Origin of the sequence: Hallerella succinigenes (assembly GCF_002797675.1) — a bacterium.
Classification (GTDB): Bacteria; Fibrobacterota; Fibrobacteria; order Fibrobacterales; family Fibrobacteraceae; genus Hallerella; species Hallerella succinigenes.
Window position 1 is genome coordinate 2885623 of sequence record NZ_PGEX01000001.1, and the last position, 18970, is coordinate 2904592.

An 18970-nucleotide genomic window follows, 5' to 3' on the forward strand; every position below is an offset into this window, starting at 1 on the left:
CAAATTCCTTAGGAACGGATCTGACCTTCGCCAATCAAAACCCATTTGTAAGTGCAAAGGCTTTCGACGCCCATCGGGCCGCGGGCGTGAATCTTGTCTGTTGAAATGCCGACTTCTGCTCCGAGACCGTAAACGCCACCGTCTGCAAGACGGGTGCTTGCGTTCACCATTACGCTCGAAGAATCGACGTGCGCAAGGAAGTATTCCTGCACCGCCTTGTCTTCGGCAATCACGGATTCCGTGTGACGGCTCGAATTCTTTTCGATGTGGTCGCAGGCTTCTTCCACATTCTTCACAAAGCGAATGCTGAGCTTGAAGGCGAGATATTCGTGATGGTAACCGTCTTCTTCTTCAAAGTCCTTGACGTCGGAAAGACGAGTCTGAGTTTCCTTGTCACCAAAGAATTCCACATTCTTTGCGCGAAGCGGATCGAGAATTTTCTTGACATCGGCGTCGGAAAGGGCGCTGTCCAAAAGAAGGGTTTCCATGGTGTTGCAAGTACCGCAACGCTGAGTCTTCGCGTTTTCGACGATCTTTGCAGCCATGTCGATGTTTGCGGATTTGTCCACGTAAATGTGGCAAATGCCGTTAAAGTGCTTGATCACCGGAATAGAACTCTGATTGGTCACAGCGCGAATCAGGTTTTCACCTCCGCGAGGAATGACGAGGTCCAGGTAGTCGCGCATTTTGAGAAGCATACCGACGATGGAGTGGTCCGCATATTCTACGAGCTGAACCGCATCTGGATCGACGCCGAACTTTTGCAGAGCGTCACGGAAAATATTTGCCAAAATCTTCGAAGAGTAAAGCGATTCCTTACCGCCACGGAGAATGACCGCATTGCCAGCCTTAAAGCAGAGCGCGGCACCGTCAATCGTCACATTTGGACGGCTTTCGTAAATGAAGAAAACGCATCCCAGCGGAACACTTACACGGGAAATGTCCACGCCGTTATCAAGCTTGCGCTGTTCCAAAACCTTACCGAGCGGATCGGCAAAAGTGGCGATCTGCTCCACGCCTGCCGCGATTCCTTCGAGACGTTCATGGTTGAGTGTCAGACGGTCATACTTGGCCGGGGAAATCTTGTCTTTGAAAGCTGCGAGATCCTTTGCGTTTTCTTTGAGAATGAGTTTCTCGTTTTCACGCAAAGACTTGGCCACTTCGAGAAGGACCTGGTTACGGACATCCGCACGGACAGTGCGGATACGGGCAGATGCGGATCTTGCCTTTTTAGCAAGTCCGAGAGCGTATTCATGAATTTCTTCTGAAGTCATATCGTCAAATTAGCAATTTTTAAGCACCGCGTTTTTATTCAAAAAAGAATGTCCTTTTTTTCGGACGACAATTGGAAAGTGTATGTGTTTTTTTTATAATTCGCCGAAAAATTGAAAATTGCAATCCATCGTGGAGGAAATATGAAAAAAATGATGTTGCTCGCAGCTTCTCTTGGTGCTTTTGCTTTGACAAGCTGTTCCAATTATTCGCGTAGACCCTATACGGAAATCCCTCTCGCCGAAGGGGAAGAAGAGGTCGCTCCGAACGAATTCTGCGCTTTCGAAGATTTCCCGAAAGATGTCCCGTTCAAATATGTCCACGTCGTTAAAGCTTCGAAGATGCTTTATGCCGATCCGAAATCCTTGCGCCCAGCGATTGAAAAAATGGTGCGTAAGAGAGGAGGAAACGCCGTCGCCAATTACCATGAAAATATTCGCTTCGGCGCCTTCTCGCTTACCATAGTGCGCCCGGTTGCTAGCGGGGATGCCATCACCATTTTGAATACGCGAGGCAAGACTTGCGAAGAAATGGGTGGCCAATCTTTTACCAAGTAACGCCGAGGTTGCCGCTCATGCGGTATCCCTCGTAATCGCCGAGGTAAAAGCTTTGGCTGTAATTCGCCCAGAGCCATTCAAGCGGGGTGAATTTGATGCCGAAGCCGAGTTCGCGGTAGTGGAGGGTCGTTTTGTCGGCGAGATAGGTTCTGTCTGTCGGATCGTACGGCGTATGGATGTCGTAAAGGTTTCCACCGAATGCGGTATCCTTTGCGACGTTTGACGCAAAGAGCTTCATTTCCAGATCCTTGTACGCGGCGCGGACTTCCGTGTAGAATTCGCGAGAGTTCGGTCCAAGATTCGATCCAAAGCTTTGTCCGTAATGCGTGTACGTGTATCCGGCTCCCTTGTGATGCGTATAGACCCAAGGCTCTATCCAGGTAAATTCAGAGTAGTACGAAAGCAGGATCGGTCCGATTTGACGGTTGTCCGTTCCAAGGCCGAGACTTGCCGCCCATTTGTTGCCCCACCAGGAATCGTTGAACATGCTGGTGGGCGTTTTCATGTCGTCCCACAAAAGTTCGCCGTAGATTTCCCAGTTCGGAATCGTTTTGACGCTTATATCAAACGAAATGCTCGTATTTTCCAAGTCCCCGGTGTAATGTTCGCAGAAGAGGTACGGAATAAACGGAGCCGCATAGATCCATTCAAAGCCTCGGTTCGTACTGTCGGCATCTTCGTTCGGATTGGAATCTTTGGCTTCCACGGTGGAACCGTAAACGATTGTTTCGCTTAAGCCGAAATCAATGTTCCAGGGGAGTTCCAAGTTCAAACGGTGCGCATGGAAATATTTTCCCTTGTGTTTGTCGTGGTAAAGCTTGCCTGCGTACTGCGTGTATGTCACCGGTCCAATTTCGAATTCATAGCCAAAGTAAGGCGTTGGAGCAGGAATCGCAATACGGTCGGTGGAATCCATCCACGGACGGTAATTGTGGTCTGCGCCACGGAGCGTTAATTTGTTACGACGCGCCGGTCCCCAGGAAAGATAATCGACGCCACCCATCATGCGGATGTTTTCGTTAAAGCGGTATTCGCTTGCTGCAGTAAAGGTGTCCCAGGTTCTGGAACTGGGGCTTTGTACGTTGTAAGGAATGCCGTTGTATGGATTGTAAGCCTTGTCTTCGTAAGTGCGAGTGGTGCGGTCGCTCATCACGCTCGCACTGGCGTGGAAGGTAAAATTCTGGGTGATCGCTCCGTTGATGTACAAATTCACAAACAGGCTGTTTTCCACATGCTTGTCGTCTTGATCGGTATTTGTAAAACGCGAAACGGAAACGGAATCGCCGAGAGTACCGCGAATTCTGAAGTAGGCGGAGGAATCTCCAAAACCGATATGTCCCGGTTCCACAGCAAAAGCTGAAAGCGCACAAATGGCAAAACTCAAAAAAGCAAATAAGAATGAACGTTTCATTTTAAAATTCCTTTCCCATTCAAAGAAAAGAGAAGAAGTTTCCAATGGATTCTGGCGTTATCCCGAGCCGATTTCTTGAAAAGTGCAAAAGGAACGAGCATTCCCAGGCGCAAAAGGCTGCGGACAAATCGGAAGATACGCGAGAGAACCGCTCCACCATATCCAAAATGCTTGCGGTAAAAGTATAGCTGGGAAGAGTCGTGTTGCAGACTCCGCGAAAGCACGTTCTTTGCTGAACCACCGCCCAAGTGAACAATCGGAGCTTCCGCATTCAAAAGAAAGCGGTAACCGAGCTTGCGCGCTCGATATGCAAAATCCTGATCCTCGTAATACATGAAAATTTTTTCATCAAACATGCCCACGTCGAAAAACGTTTGAACGGGCATCATCCAGCAGACGGCATTGATCCAATCATTCGAAAGAAAATGCGTTTCTGCTACAGCCTTCAATTCGCCGTGAAGCCTTTTGTCTGCGCCACGGACCGTGCGGAAGGCGTTCAAAAAAAACTCTGCGTGCGAAAGAAAACGGTAATCCGTCCGTTGTAGACTTCCGTCCCGATTTTTGACGAGAGGGGCAAAAATCGTTTTGCCAGAATCTTTTTCGGCGTCTTCCCGAAGCTTTTCCATCGCTTCGACGGTCACAATTGTATCGTTGTTCAAAAAACAGACGAAGTCAAAGTTTTCATTTTTAAGACTTCGGCAAAGTGCTTCGTTGTTTGCAAACCCAAAGCCTTTGTTCTTGGAAAGCGCGTAGACTTTTGCCTGAGGAAAATCGACTGCGAGTTTTTGAGGCGACCCATCGGAACTCGCATTGTCTGCAATCGCAATTCTCCAGTGCTCGGACGGGAGCTTGGAAAGAACCGATAGGCAGTCCTTTGTCATCGCGTATCCGTTGTAAGTCACAAGGACAATCAGCGTTTTCATTTGGCCTCCGCGTGGAGCTTTTCGAAAATCGCTTTCAATTTTTTGGCGGCGTGTTCCCAGGAATATCGCTTGATGACAGACAGACGCTTTTTATTTTCCTTTTCGGAATAGGAAACTTTTTCGGGATGCGCGTAAAGGTCTTCAATCGCCTGGGCAATGCTTTCGGGATTGTTCGGGTCAAAATAGATGCCGAGCGTCCCTAAAAATTCTTGCATCGGCGAATCCTTGGAAACGAGAACGCGGGCTCCGTTTTGCAAAGCTTCGAGGGCAGGAAGTCCAAAGCCTTCGTAAAGCGTGGGGAAGACAAAGCCTTTGCAGGTCCTGTACAGTTTCTGCAATTCTTCAGAGCAGACAAAACCGAGAATCTCAATGGAATCTTGAACGGGAGAATTCTCTAGCAAATCGTGGAACGCCTTGTTGTGCCAGCCTGCGGGACCTGCGATTTTAAGCTTGGGCGAAACTCCCTTGGCGTGTAGAATTTCAAGCGCTTGGATTAAGCGGGGGAGATTCTTACGCGGTTCCATGCTGCCCGTGAAGAACAAGAAGTCTTCTTTAGGAAGGGGTTCCTGGATCGTGTTTTGGCTGGAAATGCCGTTCGGAATAATGCGGAGCTTTTGCTTCGGGATCGACGGGTAGAATTTTTTGAGTTCCCGTGCAGTGAAGTTCGAAATGCAGAGAAGAATGTCGGATTTGGAAAGCGAACGTGTGCCGTAGTACTGTGTAATCGTTCGTACACTGCGTTCCATCGTTTTCGGGAATCGGCGATAGACAAAATCGTGAACGGTCAGAATTTTGCAAATGCCTTTCGGTCTGCGCAAAAAAAGCGTCTGTTCCGGTCCCCAGCAAACATCGATCTTATGTTCTTTGGCAAGGCTCGGCAGTTCGAACTGTTGCCACAGGATTCCCGGCAATTTCGTCTTGGAAATATGGTACGAAAAGTTCGTCGCAAAAAGACGGTAAGCGACCGGCGACGGAGAAAACAGAATGTATTCGTTCGTGTAATCGATCTTCTGCAATTCGTCGAGCAGGCTTTCCAAATAGACTTTGAGCCCTGCGGAATTCGAACGTAACAATTTAACGTCAATACCGATGCGCATCAGGATTTCCCCAACAGGTGCTTACAAATCGGATATCCGAGCGAGGCTCCCAAAATCTTTTTCACTCGCTTCCAAGGTGTACAACCCGGATACAGCGCTTCTTGATTTTTCCAGAGCCAGGGAATAGCGGAAAAGTTCGGAGAATGTTCGAGGCTTGTCTTCAAAAATTCCCGGTAGCGTTCCACAAAAAGGATTTCTTGCGTCGAAAGATCCAAACGGTCTGCTACAGCCAGCAAACCTTCTGCAACAGCCTGATTGATCTTTAACGATTCCGACATGGAAATTTTAGGAGCGATTCCGACGGAATTTTGATCGTGGATTCGGTAATTTAAAACCGCTTCCGGAATCGCTTGGACGCTTCCGTTTTTAGCGGCGCAAAGGGTAATCCATTCGTCGTAAACCGGAATCCATTCCGGGATCGGCAAAATCCGGGAAAGAAGGGATGCCTTAAAAAGCGAAAGGCAACCGTTTGCGTTGTTCGTTCCCGAAAGTCGTGCGCAGACAGGAATCTCTAAAGGAATGCCCGCCAAGTCTCTCCAGGATTGCGCGATTTGCTTCCCTTCGGCATTGATCACGTGGGCGTCGCCAAAAACAAAGATCGGTGCGTCTTTCAAAAGAAAGGCTTTTTCCAAAACTTCAAATTTATGCGGAAGCCAAATATCGTCCTGGTCAGCGATGGCGACGAGGTCGTTTTTTTCAGCGACTTTTTGGATTTCTTTCAGCGCATCCGAAAAAGCTTGCCGATGCCCGCCGTTTTTTGGGCGTACAAGAATTTGCATGGGAAGTTTCGAAGCGTATTCCTGGAGGATCGAAAGGGTGTTGTCATTCGAGGCGTCGTCGACAGCAACGATACGGTCGGCTTGGCGATTCTGCGTCAGCAGAGAATCGAGCATCGGAGCAAGGAACCGTTCTCCGTTATAAGTGGCGAGTGCGACGAAAATTTTAGACATAATTTTTAATAAAATAGTATAAATTAGGGCTATATGGTACCAAAGAAGAAAGTCGTTATTGTCTGTGACAAGAACTCGAGAACCAGTTTCGGGCGTTTAACGCTCGATTTGGAACATACGCTATTCGCGGATTTTGATGTTTCGATTCTTTGGTTGAAGACTCCCAAGTATTTTCCGGACGACGACAAGGCGCTCCCGGAAGAACGCGGAACCAAGAGCTCTTCGATTTGGGCAAAGTCTTTGCACATGGGTTTTTACAAATTTCGCGAACCGTTTGTGGAATATTTGCAAAAGCTTGACCCGACGATTGTCTTTTTCATTCGCCCGGAACTCGGCTTTTTGGTGCCAGTCGCCAAAAAGGTTTGCCCGAAGTCGAAAACGGTCGTGCTGATCCATGACACCTTTGCGGAAACGCTTTATCCGTTCAGCGTCAAGTTCAAACTGATTTCCATGTTCTATGCGAAACCGACTGCCAAGGCGGACGGCTTTGTGTACAACTCCCGTTATTCCAAAAGGGAAGCGGAAAAATATTACGGTATCGCCGGCCGCCCGAATGCGGTGACGGGACTTCCGCTGAATTCGCTTTACTACAATCAGAATTCCGACCGGATGCTCTACCGCTCCATGCGCAAATCTTTCCGTGAAGATTTGGGCATCAAATCTTTTAAGGCGATGGTCTTGAACGTGAGCCTGCCCGAAAAGCGCAAGAATATCGCGACCTTCTTTGACATGGCAAAGGCTCGTCCGGATGTCGCTTTTGTGCGTATTGGAAAGGTGAACCGTTACGTTCAAATGCTTTTGGAAGAACGTCACTTGAAAAACGTATTCCATTTCACAAGTCTTTCGGTGACGAACCTGCGAGAATTCTATCGCCATGCGGACCTGTTTGTGCAACCGTCCTTTCAGGAAGGTTTCGGCCTGCCTCCGCTTGAAGCGATTGCCTGTGGAACTCCTGTTGTTTGCGCGAGGACGACCGCCTTGGCCGAAATCTTTTCGGACGTATGCCCGACCGTTTCTCCGGCGACGGATGTGCAGGGTTACTTGGACGTGTTGCAGTCGGTGATGGACGGCAAGTATGAATATAATGCTGAAAAGGTCTCTGAGCTGCTTGCGCGTTACAGCATCAAGACGATTGCAGATAAATTAAGCGCCTTCTTCTATTCGATTCTCGACCGCTGAGTTTTAACGCGTCGAAACCTTTTCAAACATTTCTTTTGAAAAACGAGAAAGCTCGGTTACCGCTAAGGATTTTGCATTGAGCTGTTTTCGATTTTTAAACAGGGCGTTCAGCGCTGCGGGATGGCGCAGGGCGAACTTCAAATACTGGATGATGTCCAGGTCTTTGTAATAGACGCGTCCGAGTTCGCGGATGCGGTCCGGCTTGGAATATTGCTTGGCGGCGACGGATTCGATTTCGATGCGCGGTGTGGCAAAGAGGTTCGCTCCCAAATGCAAAGCGCGAAGTCCCAGATCAAAAAAACGGATGTCGGTTTTGAACTCGGGGTCAAAGCCGTGTAACGCGTGGAGAAGGCGTGTAGAATAAATGCCGCATTCCGGAGAAACGCTTGCAATCGGACGGATTTCTCGGTCTCTGTTACTGCGGAATTCTTCTTCGAGTCCGCGCTTTTGATCGATTAAAAATCCTGACGAAAATACCTGGTGCGATTCAGCATGAAGGACGCGCGGAGCAAAGGCGTCTGCGTAAGGAAACTCCACGCAGATGTCGGCGACCGCATTCAGAAAATCGCGCGTCATGCGAATGCCTGGGGAAACGAGGATCGTCCATTCCGCATCCAGTTCCGGTAGAACTTCCGAAAAATTTTCGGCAAAAAACCATCCAAGAGCACGGTCCTCGATTGAAGGACAGAGCCTTTCCTTGGAAAGCACGATGATATCAAACTGTTTTTGCATTAGAAACGAAGTCCAAGCCCTACGCGATGTTCCATACCGAGATTCTGTGGCAGGTAAGAGAAGGCGTAGTCAACGGAGAAGCTCGATCCCGCATAGCCGAGACCGAGGCTGAAAAGACGGGCGTTGTTCGTTTCATTAGGACGGTCTGCAGAAGAGAAAAGTTCTTTAAAGTCGCGAGAGAGATCGAGCCACGTCCGGGAGAAGCCCGCTCTTACAAAAAGGTTCGATCCGATGACGTATTCCGCACCGAGTGCGACTGCCGGTTCTGCATAACGGGGGAATGTCAGCTCCGAATAAAGCGAAAGGCGCGGGAGAGCTCCTGGAATGTAAAAGCCCGAAAGCGCAAAAACTTCTTCAAGACCGTAATCGGTATCGCCTTTGTCCACATAAGCGCGGATCATCTTACCGAAGTTGCGGGCAGCAAAACCAAGACCGTATTTGCGGGACGAGGACTGCCAAAGAACGCCCCAGTCAAAAGCGAGAGCCATGGCTGTTTGGTCTGTTCCATCGTTTGCCAAAAGGTCGGTTGCAAACTTGATTGTGGAACCGAATTGGAAATGGGGGAACGGAAGGGAAAGGGATAGAGCGGTGACAGAACTCTGCGGACTGTAGGTTTTGCCGGTCTCGTTACCCAGGTCGTCGTAACCGTCGACATCTCCATAGCGAATCCAACCGTAGCTCAGCTCCGCGACCATCGCGCCGACTCGCCTTGCGTAAGCGATGTATCCTTGGTTTTCGGCGAGTTCACTCGTTTGCCAAGAAAAGGAAACCGCATTTTTTTGATTGGAGTCTAAAACGATTGCTGCAGGATTCTGTAAAACGGATCCTGGGTTCGAGGACGGCTTTGCGGCATTCGCATTTTCCATGGCTGCACTGCGTGCGCTGTAGAAGGACCCGAGGAACGCAAAAGCTTCTTCACCGGTATCGTTTTTTTTGAAGTACGCCTGTGAAGCGGTTATGGTGAAAAGAACCGTTAGAACGAAAATGAAATTTTTTTTCAAAAAAAACATGCTTATAATTTACAAAAAAGAGAATCTTTACTAAATTATGTCCGTCGGGCTAATAGCTCAGTTGGTAGAGCAACGCCCTTTTAAGGCGTGGGTCGAAGGTTCGAGCCCTTCTTAGCTCACGAAAACCGACCGTGTTACATGTAATGCGGTCGGTTTTTCGTTTTTAAAGCAAAAAAACGCCTCGATATCGAAACGTTTTCAAATTTTTGGGGTAAGCTAGGGCGAATTTACGGGGAAACGGAGATGACGTCGTATAGGGCGTCGCGTTCCACGGGAATGAGTCCTTCGTTCTGGATGAGTCCGCGCATTTTTTCGGGGCTCATGCCGACCCAGGTGTCGGCTCCTGCGGCATGGGTAATCTTCTCTTCCATAATCGTACCGTCGAGGTCCGAAGCACCGGCATGGATCGCTTTCATCGCTGTCGGAATGCCTGTCTGGATCCAGTAGGCTTTGATATGGGGGAAGTTGTCCATAAACAAACGGGACACGGCAATTGTGCGCAGAACGTCTTCTTCGGAGGCCTTATGCCCGACTTTGTGACCGAGCGGATTGTTTTCCGGATGGAAAACGAGCGGAATGAAGGCAAAGAATCCCGGCGCCTCATCCTGCAATTTTCGTAAAAGCGACATGTGCTCGATGCGGTCTTCGATCTTTTCGATATGGCCAAAAAGCATGGTTGCATTGGTCGGAATGCCCATCAGGTGCGCTTCCTTGTGCACTTCGAGCCATTCTGCGCCGGTTTCCTTTTTACCGCAGATCTTGTGGCGGATTTCTTCGCCGAGAAGTTCCGCGCCTCCGCCCGGCAAAGCGTCGAGACCAGCGTTTTTTAAGTCTTGAAGAACGTCACGCACGTGACGCCCGGCGAGCTTTGCAAAGTGGCAGATTTCGACTGCGGTAAAGGCTTTGAGGTTTACCCCGGTGAACATCTTGCGGAGCGTGGCGAGCATGTTCAGGTAATATTCAAAAGGATGGTCGGGATGCAGACCGCCGACGATATGGAGTTCCTTCGCACCGCTTTGGACTGCGGCCCTTGCCTTGGCGATGATTTCTTCTAAAGTCCAGTCGTAGGCGTTGGAATCCGTTTTTTTGATTTTGGAAAAGGAACAGAAGGAACATTTGAGAACGCAGACGTTTGTGTAATTGATCTGCCGATTATTGACCCAAAAAACATTCTTGCCGTGACGCGCTTCTTTTTTTGCATTTGCCATGGCGCAGAGTTCATCCAATGGAGTTTTGAGGAATAGGTCCAAAGCTTCCTGTTCGGAAATTCTCATGTCGGCATTCCTTTCTTGTAGTTCACTTTTGCCCAAAAATATAAAATTTGGGCCTTTTTTCATATTAAAGAGGCTAAAATAGTTGATGAATGTAAATATTTTATTAGTATTGCTGTAGATGGGGAGATTAAACCCTGGATCGCTGTTTTATTTGGTGGTTATTTATTTATGAGATTTTTGTTGACAGACTCGTGCTTTTATATCTGTTCATTGATGATCATGCTGAGCTGTAGCATCTATTACTATAGCCATAAAACTCCGCAGAAAGATCGTAGCAAGGTTTTTGAACTCATCATGTTCAATATACTTTTCACGTCGATTGCCTCTTTGATCGCTACGTCGATGGAGCCGCTGGTGACGACTGACATGAATTTTTACAATTATGTGCAACAGTTTGCAGAGACCATCTATTTCGCCCTCCATGTGCTACTCGCTCCGCTTTTTGCCCTATATGTCGTTTTTGTGAATAATTGGGGGGATAATCATTCTACAAAAAGCATCTTTTTATTCCTTTCTCCGGCACTCCTTCTTGAACTCTTTGTGCTGACGAATCCGCTGACGGGTTTGATCTTCTATTATCAGGACAATGTTCTTTTTACCCGTGGTCCGATGGAACTTTTGATTTATGCGGAATCGGCGGGGTATTTGCTTTTTATGATTCAGCAGCTTTGGCTCTACCGTTCGATTCTTTTGAAGACAGCGGCTGTTGTCCTTTGGATTTTTATCGGGTGCGGTCTTTTCGGCATGGTGGTGCAGCTCCTGTTTCCGTGGTTAAAACTTGAACTTTTCTGCGAAGCGATTTCCCTGATGGGCGTAATGCTCTTGATCGAAATGGACGATTTCCATACCGATTCGATGACAGGGGTTTACAACCGCCACATGTTCATCGCGGACAACGATCGCTATATCCGTTCCAATCGCAAGTACATGGTAATGGTGATTACGCTTTTGAACTACAATAGCTTTCTGCGTATGCTCAAGAACGAAGACTTGGAAGAGATGGTAAGAAACATCATCCATTGGGTCATCAAGAATTCGCGAGGCACCGTTTATCGCATCGCGCGCAATAAGATCGGTATCATCACGAATCAGGGTCGCATGGAATGTAACCAATTTGCCATGTTCTTCAAGGAATGCACGCACAGCAGCGATGTGCATCTGAACATGCTCAACAATGTCTCGCTTTCGCTGTCCGCTTCTATCGACATCGTATGCGTTCCAGATGAAATTTCCAAGCCTGAACTTTTGATAGAACTCAGCGAAGAACTGCATGATGCAATCAAGCCGGGCTTGATCGTTCACTGCGAAGAAGATGTTGAAAAAGTCAAGCGTCGCGTGGAACTGGAACAGATTCTGAAGAAGGCGATCCAGGAAAAAAGCTTTGAAGTGAATTACCAGCCGATTTGGAACGTGGAAACTTCTTCATTTGACTGTGCAGAAGCACTGGTGCGCTTGCACGATCCGGTCTTTGGAAGTATTCCTCCGATGGAATTCATTCCGATTGCGGAACAGAACGGCATGATCAATGACATCGGACGCATCGTCTTTGAAAAGGTTTGCCTGTTCTTACACGACAATGAGCCGAATCGCTATGGTTTAAAAGAAATCGAAGTGAACTTGAGCATTTTCCAGCTGTATGTGGAAAATACGGATGTGATGTTCCGCAACATCATGGAAAAGTACGGGGTGACTTCGAAACAGATCAATTTGGAAATCACGGAATCGTCGGCTTTGAACGAAAATGGCATCGTCAAGGAACACTATGAAAAGTTGCGCCGCCTCGGATTTACATTCTCCCTGGACGACTTCGGTACGGGCTACTCGAATTTGATCCAGGTGATTAGCAACGATTTCAAGAACATCAAGCAGGACAAGGGTCTCCTTTGGGATACCAAGAATCCGAACTCGCACAAGTTCCTGGTGGAATCCATCAACATGATTCGCAAATTCCGCTTGGACGTGATCCAGGAAGGCGTCGAAACCAAGGAACAGCTCGAACTTGTTCTGAATGCAGGCGCAAACAAGATTCAGGGTTACTACTTCTCAAAGCCGTTGGACGCGCCGTCCTTCTTGGACTTTATCCGTTCTAGAAACGCTTCGACAAATCCGGTACATGCTTAAAATTGGATGAACTAAAAAGAAAACCCGTCAGAAGCCTGACGGGTTTTCTCGTAAAAAGTTTGATTTGAATTAGACCTTGAGAGTCTTCTTGAGAGCAGCAACCTTGTCGGTCTTTTCCCAGGTGAAGCGTGCGCCGGTGCGACCGAAGTGACCGAGAGCGGCAGTTGCCTGGTAGCCCGGCTTCTTCAGGTCGAGCATCTTCACGATGCCGGCCGGGGAGAGGTCGAACGTCTTGGAAACGACTTCTTCGATCTTGCGATCGTCCACCTTCCCGGTGCCGAAGGTGTTCACGAGAATGGAAACCGGCTTCGAGTAACCGATGGCATAAGCGAGTTGCACTTCGCAACGGTGTGCGAGCCCTGCTGCCACGATGTTCTTTGCCACGTAGCGGGCTGCGTAAGCGGCACTGCGGTCGACCTTGCTCGGGTCCTTGCCGCTGAATGCGCCGCCTCCATGGCGGCCCATGCCACCATAGGTGTCTACGATGATTTTACGACCGGTAAGGCCGCAGTCGCCGTGCGGACCGCCGACGACAAACTTGCCGGTCGGATTCACAAGGTAACGGGTCTTTTTGTCGAGGAGCTTCGCCGGGATCACCTTCTTGATGAGCTTTTCGACGATTTCCTTTTCGATCTGGGAATGCTTCAGTTCCTTGCCCTTCACGAATTCGTCGTGCTGGGTGCTAATGACGATCGTGTCAACGCGGACCGGATTGTCGTTTTCGTCATATTCGACGGTGACCTGCGACTTGGCGTCCGGACGAAGCCACTTGATCTTGCCCGATTCGCGAAGGTTCTGGATTTCTTCCATAAGCTTGTGGGCAAGAGAAATCGGGAGCGGCATCAATTCCTTGGTTTCGTTCACGGCGTAGCCGAACATCATGCCCTGGTCGCCGGCGCCCTGCTTGTCGTCTTCCTTGCCATCGGCTGCCTTGGCATCCACCCCCTGGGCGATGTCCGGAGACTGCTTGTCCATGGCGACGAGAACGGAGCAACCCTTGTAATCAAAGGCGAGTTCCGGATTCACATAGCCGATGCTCTTGATTGTTTTGCGGGCGATCTGCTGGTAGTCAATGACAGCCTTGGTGGTGATTTCGCCGGAAATGACGACGAGACCTGTATTGACGAGGGTTTCGCAAGCGACGCGGCTATTCGGGTCCTGAGCGAGGCAGGCGTCGAGGATTGCGTCCGAAATCTGGTCGCAAACTTTGTCTGGGTGTCCTTTGGACACGGATTCGGAAGTAAAAAGATAGTGGGCCATAAAGGTTCCTGTACAGGTGTGTTTTTGTTTATCTATGCGTAAATTTATAAAAACGCATAATGTGTGGCAATGGATTTAGCGGTTTTTTTGGAGTATTTCGCTAGGGCTTTGTGACTTTTGACCTAAATTTAGGATATGAAACTCAAAGATTTCTCAAATTGGCTGGATAAGTTACTCGACCCGAAATCCTTTAAGGATTATTGCGTGGACGGGCTCTGCATTGAAGCGAATGATCAGGTGACGAAGGTCGTGACAGGCGTGAGCTTTCGCGATCGCTTGATCGATGCTGCGATAGAAGAAAAAGCGGACTGCATTCTGGTGCATCATCCGAATGGATTTTGGAAAAACGAAGATCGTATTCCGGTGGGGCATTACGGCGAGCGTCTTCGCCGCATGTTCCAGAATGGCATTTCTCTTTACGGTTACCATTTGCCGTTGGACGGCCACATGGACATTGGCAACAATGCCCTGATCGCGAAAGCGATGGGCTTGAGCGTAGTGGACGGCTTTATGTTCGAAGGCGAAAAGCCCGTGGCCGTCATTGCGGAATTTGACACTTGTGTTTCGAAGGAAGAATTTCTTGCTTGTGCCGAAAAGGCTTTTGAGCATGGAGTCCAGAATGCTCTGTTGTACGGTTCAAATCAAATTCACCGTGTTGCTATCTGCAGCGGCTCGGGCGCAAGCGGCATTGAAGAAGCTCTGGACTTGGGATGTGACGCTTTTATTACCGGTGAAATCAAGGAAGCGGTTCCCATCACCTGTGAAGAGCTCAAATTCAACCTGATCCACTGTGGACATCATCGCACGGAAATCTTTGGCGTGCGAGCCTTGGCGGATAAAATTCAAAACGAACTACACATTCCGGCGAAGTTCGTTGATTTGGATAATCCGATTTAAGAGCTTATTACTTCAAAGAATTAAATTCTGCACACTGGAGTTCTTCGAGGCGGTTACCCATAGCCTGGTTACGGGTACGGGCGTTGCCGAATTTTTCCGGGATGCGGAAGCAGTATTCATATTCGTTGCCGGCATCGGTCGGAATTGTGAGCTTGAACGCGCGGACTCGGTTCTCGCGTTTTTTGCTTGTGCCGCGGTAACCTTCGTGGTACTCGTAGCGGTTGCGAATTTTCTTTAAGCGGGATTCCTGGTCAAAGCGCAATTCTTTGGTGATAGGTCCGGAAAGTTCGACGGGGAAGTTTCCCGGAATGCGAAGTTCTAGACGGTCTTCTGCCATGACGATTTTCGCGTCTTTCGGAGCAATCAGGTAGCGTTCTTTGGCAATGTTGCGGTAGGACCTAAAGCGGACGGTGCGGACACCGCAGAGTTCTTTCATGTCCGGTTGTTCGACGAAATCGATTTCGCGGCATACGGGTGGCATGTTGTCTGGCATTTCCAGGTTACTGCCGTCGGATGTTCCTCCGCAGGCATTCAGCAGGCATAAGAACAAACAGCAAAATCCCAACGCAATTTTAAAATTCATAGTTTTAATATAATTCCAAGAGTTATAAAATGCTTGCAAAAATCTAAAAATGTTGAATTTTATTGGATTTTTAAGAGCAGAGAATCCAAACGGACGGTGAGCTTTTTTGCACCTGAAAGACCTAGATGGTCATCATTTGCAAAATCTTCGGATTCGTAATCGTTTTTGCCATTCTTGTATTCGTCCAAGATGTAGAAATTGTCTTTGACTTTTGCGATGGAATCGAGTGTGTTCAAAAGCATTTTGGCGTCCGAAAGCGAAGGTCCGTAACGTCCCCAGATGTTTTCCTTGGAAATGTAGAGCGGGTTTTGCGGGAAGACGATGCCGACAACGTTGACCCCATAGGTCCTAGCGACGTCGATAATTGAGCACAACTTCTGAATATTGTACTCGGCGCTTGTTTTGTTGTATTTCGAAAAATTCACTTCGGGATTTTCGCTGTAGCCGGTGGAATGAGACTTGTAAAGTCCGCGGTTATAGGCGTAAGTCCCGTATTCATTTGGATCTGGGGAAATGTTGTCCACGACATATTTTCGCATAAAGGCAGGCACGCCGTCGCTCCAGAAATCATGATGGGCATCGTAGAGGTAACCTGGGACGCTATGATAGAGTTCTAAGAAATCTTCATCTGTAAAGATCCAGCGGTCGATATCCAGGGCAATCGCAATCGTTTTGATCTTTGGCTCGTGCGGCAGGTAATAATGGCTGATAAAGAATTCCGTGCCAGCCATGTCTTGTGCGGAATAAGAATGGTTGACCGCATAGCCCGCCGAAATCAGGGTGGGGTCGATGCCGGAGAAGGAACGGGAAGATCCGGTGATGATCACTTCCGCATAGGAGCGCGTTGTCCAAAACAGATCCATTTTGACTTTAAGAATGCGGCTTGCGAGATTGGACGTTTCGAGCATGTACACGCCAAGACTGTCGATAGAAAGGGTCGTATCAACAGGGAACATGTTTCTTCCTTGTTCGATCCAAAGGGCTGGATGCCAAAGCTCGTTTCCTTCAACGAGGGTCAGAACACTGGAATCACGGATATCGACGAGAACGATTTTGGAATGGCGGCCTTCGGAATCGGTCAATGTGGCAAGGATCAGGTTCGGATTGGTGGTCCATTCGGTGTGGTCAAAGGCGTATCCGTCCGGGGAGGGGATTGCTTGGATCAGTTTGCCGAGACTGTCGGCGATGAGAATGCGTTCGTGGGCAGAATAATTTTCATCTGCGAACTTGCGACCGGTTTCGCTGCCAAAATCTAAGAAGAGAGTGCGCTTGGAAGAATCTTTGGAAAGCGATGCGTTGCAAGCCTGCTCGCCGTTGTACCAGATTGTGTCTGAGTCGTCCGAGTGAACGCGCAAAAGCTTGGATCCGGTGACGGCAAAATTCTTGTCGTAGGAAATCCCTCCGTGATAAGAGCCGTCAAAAAGCTGAGTCAAGCTGCCGAATTCTTTTTTGTTGAATTGAAGCTCATATGTTTTTTCTTGGAAGAAGGTTCCGTCGCTTTCATTGTTTCCGCCCGAAGTTCCAAAGATTAGGCTTGTGTCCGTGTAATTGGTGACATGCCAGCGGGGCTCTGCGGCAGAGACTTTCTTGTAGCGGAAGAAGGTCGTGTCTGCAGCGTTGAAGGCTTGAATGTAAAGAGTATCAAAGCCAGAAATACCTTCCGGTTGCGTCGAATAGGCGATCCATTGGCCGTTCGGTGAAATAGTGAGATGGTAAGGTTCTCCGCGTTTTTTCGGTTCGAAAACCGCATTGTTTCCACAGGCATATTCAATGACGATGATTTTTCCCAGGTCGTCGTCGCGGAAGGCGAGTCTCGCATGGGTCGTGCCAATCTTGGATTTTAGAGCCTGTGCGGAAGCGACCGGGATGATGGTTGAATTTGTCGTGCCTTCGCTGTTGAAATACTGGGCATTTGGAATGGCTCCGACGGCGAGGCGGAATCCGACGTAATTGGTTTTTGTGGAAGATGTGACCGTGTAAACATCACCGCGGGAATACACCTTCATGTTTTCTGGTTTGTTCTGGTAGCTTCCGCCTTTGAGAATCCGTTCTCCGAGGGCTCCTCCGTTGGGGGATCCGATGTAGTTCGCAATGGTCGTATCCTTGAAATTGCCGAGCCAATCATTGACCCATTCCATGGCGTTGCCCGCCATGTCGCAGAGAGTTGTGGAAGATTCCGTGGTGCAAACCGGGTGCAGGGAGTCGTTAGAATTTTTTGAATTCCAGGATCCGTCGGGGGTAAAGCCTCCGAATTCCGCTGCGTAGACCCATTCCGCTTCTGTCGGAAGTCGATAGCCATTGGACGATGGGAAAAAGCTGAGCGCTTCGATACTTGTGCAGTTTCCGTCTACGAACGTCGCTTTGGAGTAAGAATAAGCGGTGTCGAGCTTTTCTTTTTTGCTGCGGGCGTTGGCGGCGAGGATCGCGTCGTAGTAGGTGATGTTTGTCATCGGCAGGGAATCTGCTTTTTCGATGTCCTTGCCGGTCCATTCCGCATATTCTTTGCGGGTGACTTCGTGCTTTCCAATGGAAAAGGCGTAGTCGAAGGAAACCTGCATGGCTGGGGTTTCCGACGAGGAACCTGCCTCATTGGTTCCGAGTGTCGTCGAGTTGGATTTGGCGGGGATTGCAATCATGCCGACATGGAGTGTGTCTGCATTGGGATCTTCTTCATGGCTAGAGCTTCCGCTTGAAGAATCCGAACAGGCGCATATGAGAAGAAACAAAAGACTGATAAGAATTAAATGAGGCATGAATTTACCGAATTTACTTCAAAATAGCAAAAAAGGCTCTTTGTTTCTATTTTCTTTACAGGTTGGACTGCAAAATTGTGCCCCTGTTTATTATAATTGGCACGGCTCGATCTGTTAGGAGATTGAAATTAAACATGCGTATCTATAGCTGGAATGTGAACGGTATCCGCTCTGCAGAAAAGAAGGGGTTCAATGACTGGTTCAAGAAGACCCAGCCAGAACTGCTCTGTTTGCAGGAAACTCGTGCCGAACTGAATCAGGTCCCCGAAGAAATTCAGGCCCCGGAAGGCTATTTCTGCTATTGGAACGCTTGCCAGAAAAAGAAGGGCTACAGCGGAACGGCGATCTTGAGTCAGATAGAACCGGACGCTGTGGAATATGGCTTTGGAATCGATGAATTTGACGAAGAAGGCCGCGTGGTCCAGCTCATTTTCCCAGATTGGGTTTTGAACTCCATCTATTTCCCGAACGGTGGACAGGGCGAAGATCGTGTGGACTACAAGCTCCGCTTTTACGACGCTTACCTCGACAACTGCATGGACTGGATCAAGCGCGGACGCCACGTGGTGACTCTCGGCGACTTCAACACCTGCCATCAGGAAATCGACATTGCCCGCCCCAAGGAAAATTCCGGCATCAGCGGATTTTTGCCGGTGGAACGCGCCTGGATCGACAAATTTATCGCCGCTGGTTTTGAAGATTCCTTCCGCCTCATGCATCCGAATCTGGCAGATTCTTACACCTGGTGGTCCAACCGAGCCAATTCCCGCGAACGGAACGTCGGCTGGCGCATTGATTACGCCTTTGTGGATTCCGCCCTCAAGAGCTATGTGACGGACGCTTCGATTTATCCGGAAGTACAAGGCTCGGACCATTGCCCGATCAGCGTCGATCTTGAACTTCCGTTCCCGCCGATCGATACGAGTAAGGACGAATCTTTTTAACGTTAAT

At 48.8% G+C, this 18970-nt stretch carries 16 protein-coding genes and 1 tRNA gene; 6 read left to right on the top strand and 11 right to left on the bottom strand.

Annotated features, from left to right (window positions below):
- Positions 1-8: 8 nt before the first annotated feature.
- On the bottom strand, positions 9-1274 hold the full coding sequence (locus BGX16_RS13400) for a glutamate-5-semialdehyde dehydrogenase (RefSeq protein WP_100426502.1): 1266 nt from the start codon (positions 1272-1274) through the stop codon (positions 9-11).
- 141 nt (positions 1275-1415) lie between these two features.
- Between BGX16_RS13400 and BGX16_RS13405 the strand changes: the two genes are divergently transcribed.
- Entirely contained in the window at positions 1416-1829 is a 414-nt protein-coding gene (locus BGX16_RS13405; protein ID WP_100426503.1) for a hypothetical protein, read from the top strand.
- On the opposite strand, the gene BGX16_RS13410 is transcribed toward BGX16_RS13405, so the two are convergent.
- Genes BGX16_RS13410 through BGX16_RS13425 form a run of 4 tightly spaced genes read right to left on the bottom strand, consistent with a single transcriptional unit; the run spans position 1819 to position 6210 of the window.
- Complete coding sequence (locus tag BGX16_RS13410) at positions 1819-3240, bottom strand: hypothetical protein (RefSeq protein WP_100426504.1); 1422 nt, start codon at positions 3238-3240, stop codon at positions 1819-1821. The two genes, BGX16_RS13405 and BGX16_RS13410, sit on opposite strands and share 11 nt — an antisense overlap.
- On the bottom strand, positions 3237-4163 hold the full coding sequence (locus BGX16_RS13415) for a glycosyltransferase family 2 protein (RefSeq protein ID WP_100426505.1): 927 nt from the start codon (positions 4161-4163) through the stop codon (positions 3237-3239). Before BGX16_RS13415 ends, BGX16_RS13410 begins: the two co-directional genes overlap by 4 nt.
- Positions 4160-5260, bottom strand: a complete 1101-nt coding sequence (locus BGX16_RS13420; protein ID WP_100426506.1) for a glycosyltransferase family 4 protein — start codon at positions 5258-5260, stop codon at positions 4160-4162. The genes BGX16_RS13415 and BGX16_RS13420 overlap by 4 nt, the downstream gene beginning before the upstream one ends.
- Positions 5260-6210, bottom strand: coding sequence for a glycosyltransferase (locus tag BGX16_RS13425; protein ID WP_100426507.1), 951 nt, complete (start codon positions 6208-6210; stop codon positions 5260-5262). Before BGX16_RS13425 ends, BGX16_RS13420 begins: the two co-directional genes overlap by 1 nt.
- A 33-nt stretch (positions 6211-6243) precedes the next feature.
- On the opposite strand from BGX16_RS13425, the gene BGX16_RS13430 reads away from it, so the two are divergent.
- Positions 6244-7389 carry a glycosyltransferase gene (locus BGX16_RS13430; protein ID WP_100426508.1) on the top strand — a complete coding sequence of 382 codons (1146 nt, stop codon included), beginning with the start codon at positions 6244-6246 and terminating at the stop codon, positions 7387-7389.
- A gap of 3 nt (positions 7390-7392) precedes the next feature.
- Here the strand turns inward: BGX16_RS13430 and BGX16_RS13435 are convergent, their stop codons facing one another.
- Both BGX16_RS13435 and BGX16_RS13440 read right to left on the bottom strand, forming a co-directional pair.
- The gene (locus BGX16_RS13435) at positions 7393-8121 is read right to left on the bottom strand and encodes a hypothetical protein (RefSeq protein ID WP_100426509.1); all 729 of its coding nucleotides are present in this window, start codon (positions 8119-8121) and stop codon (positions 7393-7395) included.
- Entirely contained in the window at positions 8121-9122 is a 1002-nt protein-coding gene (locus BGX16_RS13440; protein WP_146139454.1) for a PorV/PorQ family protein, read from the bottom strand. The genes BGX16_RS13435 and BGX16_RS13440 overlap by 1 nt, the downstream gene beginning before the upstream one ends.
- 55 nt (positions 9123-9177) lie before the next feature.
- On the opposite strand from BGX16_RS13440, the gene BGX16_RS13445 reads away from it, so the two are divergent.
- Positions 9178-9250: transfer RNA gene (locus BGX16_RS13445), tRNA-Lys, on the top strand.
- Positions 9251-9358: 108 nt separating this feature from the next.
- Here BGX16_RS13445 and mqnE read toward each other — a convergent pair.
- A complete protein-coding gene (mqnE, locus tag BGX16_RS13450; protein WP_100426511.1) occupies positions 9359-10405 on the bottom strand; it encodes an aminofutalosine synthase MqnE in 1047 nt (348 codons plus the stop codon).
- A gap of 219 nt (positions 10406-10624) precedes the next feature.
- Here mqnE and BGX16_RS13455 point away from each other — a divergent pair, with 219 nt between their 5' ends.
- The gene (locus BGX16_RS13455) at positions 10625-12526 is read left to right on the top strand and encodes an EAL domain-containing protein (RefSeq protein ID WP_157798061.1); all 1902 of its coding nucleotides are present in this window, start codon (positions 10625-10627) and stop codon (positions 12524-12526) included.
- A 69-nt stretch (positions 12527-12595) separates the two neighbouring features.
- On the opposite strand, the gene metK is transcribed toward BGX16_RS13455, so the two are convergent.
- Positions 12596-13786 (bottom strand): methionine adenosyltransferase, encoded by a 1191-nt coding sequence (gene metK / locus BGX16_RS13460; protein ID WP_100426513.1) that lies wholly within the window; start codon positions 13784-13786, stop codon positions 12596-12598.
- A gap of 135 nt (positions 13787-13921) precedes the next feature.
- Between metK and BGX16_RS13465 the strand changes: the two genes are divergently transcribed.
- Entirely contained in the window at positions 13922-14683 is a 762-nt protein-coding gene (locus BGX16_RS13465) for a Nif3-like dinuclear metal center hexameric protein (protein ID WP_100426514.1), read from the top strand.
- 7 nt (positions 14684-14690) lie between these two features.
- Here BGX16_RS13465 and BGX16_RS13470 read toward each other — a convergent pair whose 3' ends face one another.
- Entirely contained in the window at positions 14691-15266 is a 576-nt protein-coding gene (locus tag BGX16_RS13470) for a hypothetical protein (RefSeq protein WP_100426515.1), read from the bottom strand.
- A 59-nt stretch (positions 15267-15325) separates the two neighbouring features.
- On the bottom strand, positions 15326-18019 hold the full coding sequence (locus tag BGX16_RS13475; RefSeq protein ID WP_100426516.1) for a TIGR02171 family lipoprotein: 2694 nt from the start codon (positions 18017-18019) through the stop codon (positions 15326-15328).
- A 134-nt stretch (positions 18020-18153) separates the two neighbouring features.
- Here BGX16_RS13475 and BGX16_RS13480 point away from each other — a divergent pair, with 134 nt between their 5' ends.
- Entirely contained in the window at positions 18154-18963 is an 810-nt protein-coding gene (locus BGX16_RS13480) for an exodeoxyribonuclease III (protein ID WP_100426517.1), read from the top strand.
- The last annotated feature ends 7 nt before the right edge of the window (positions 18964-18970 follow it).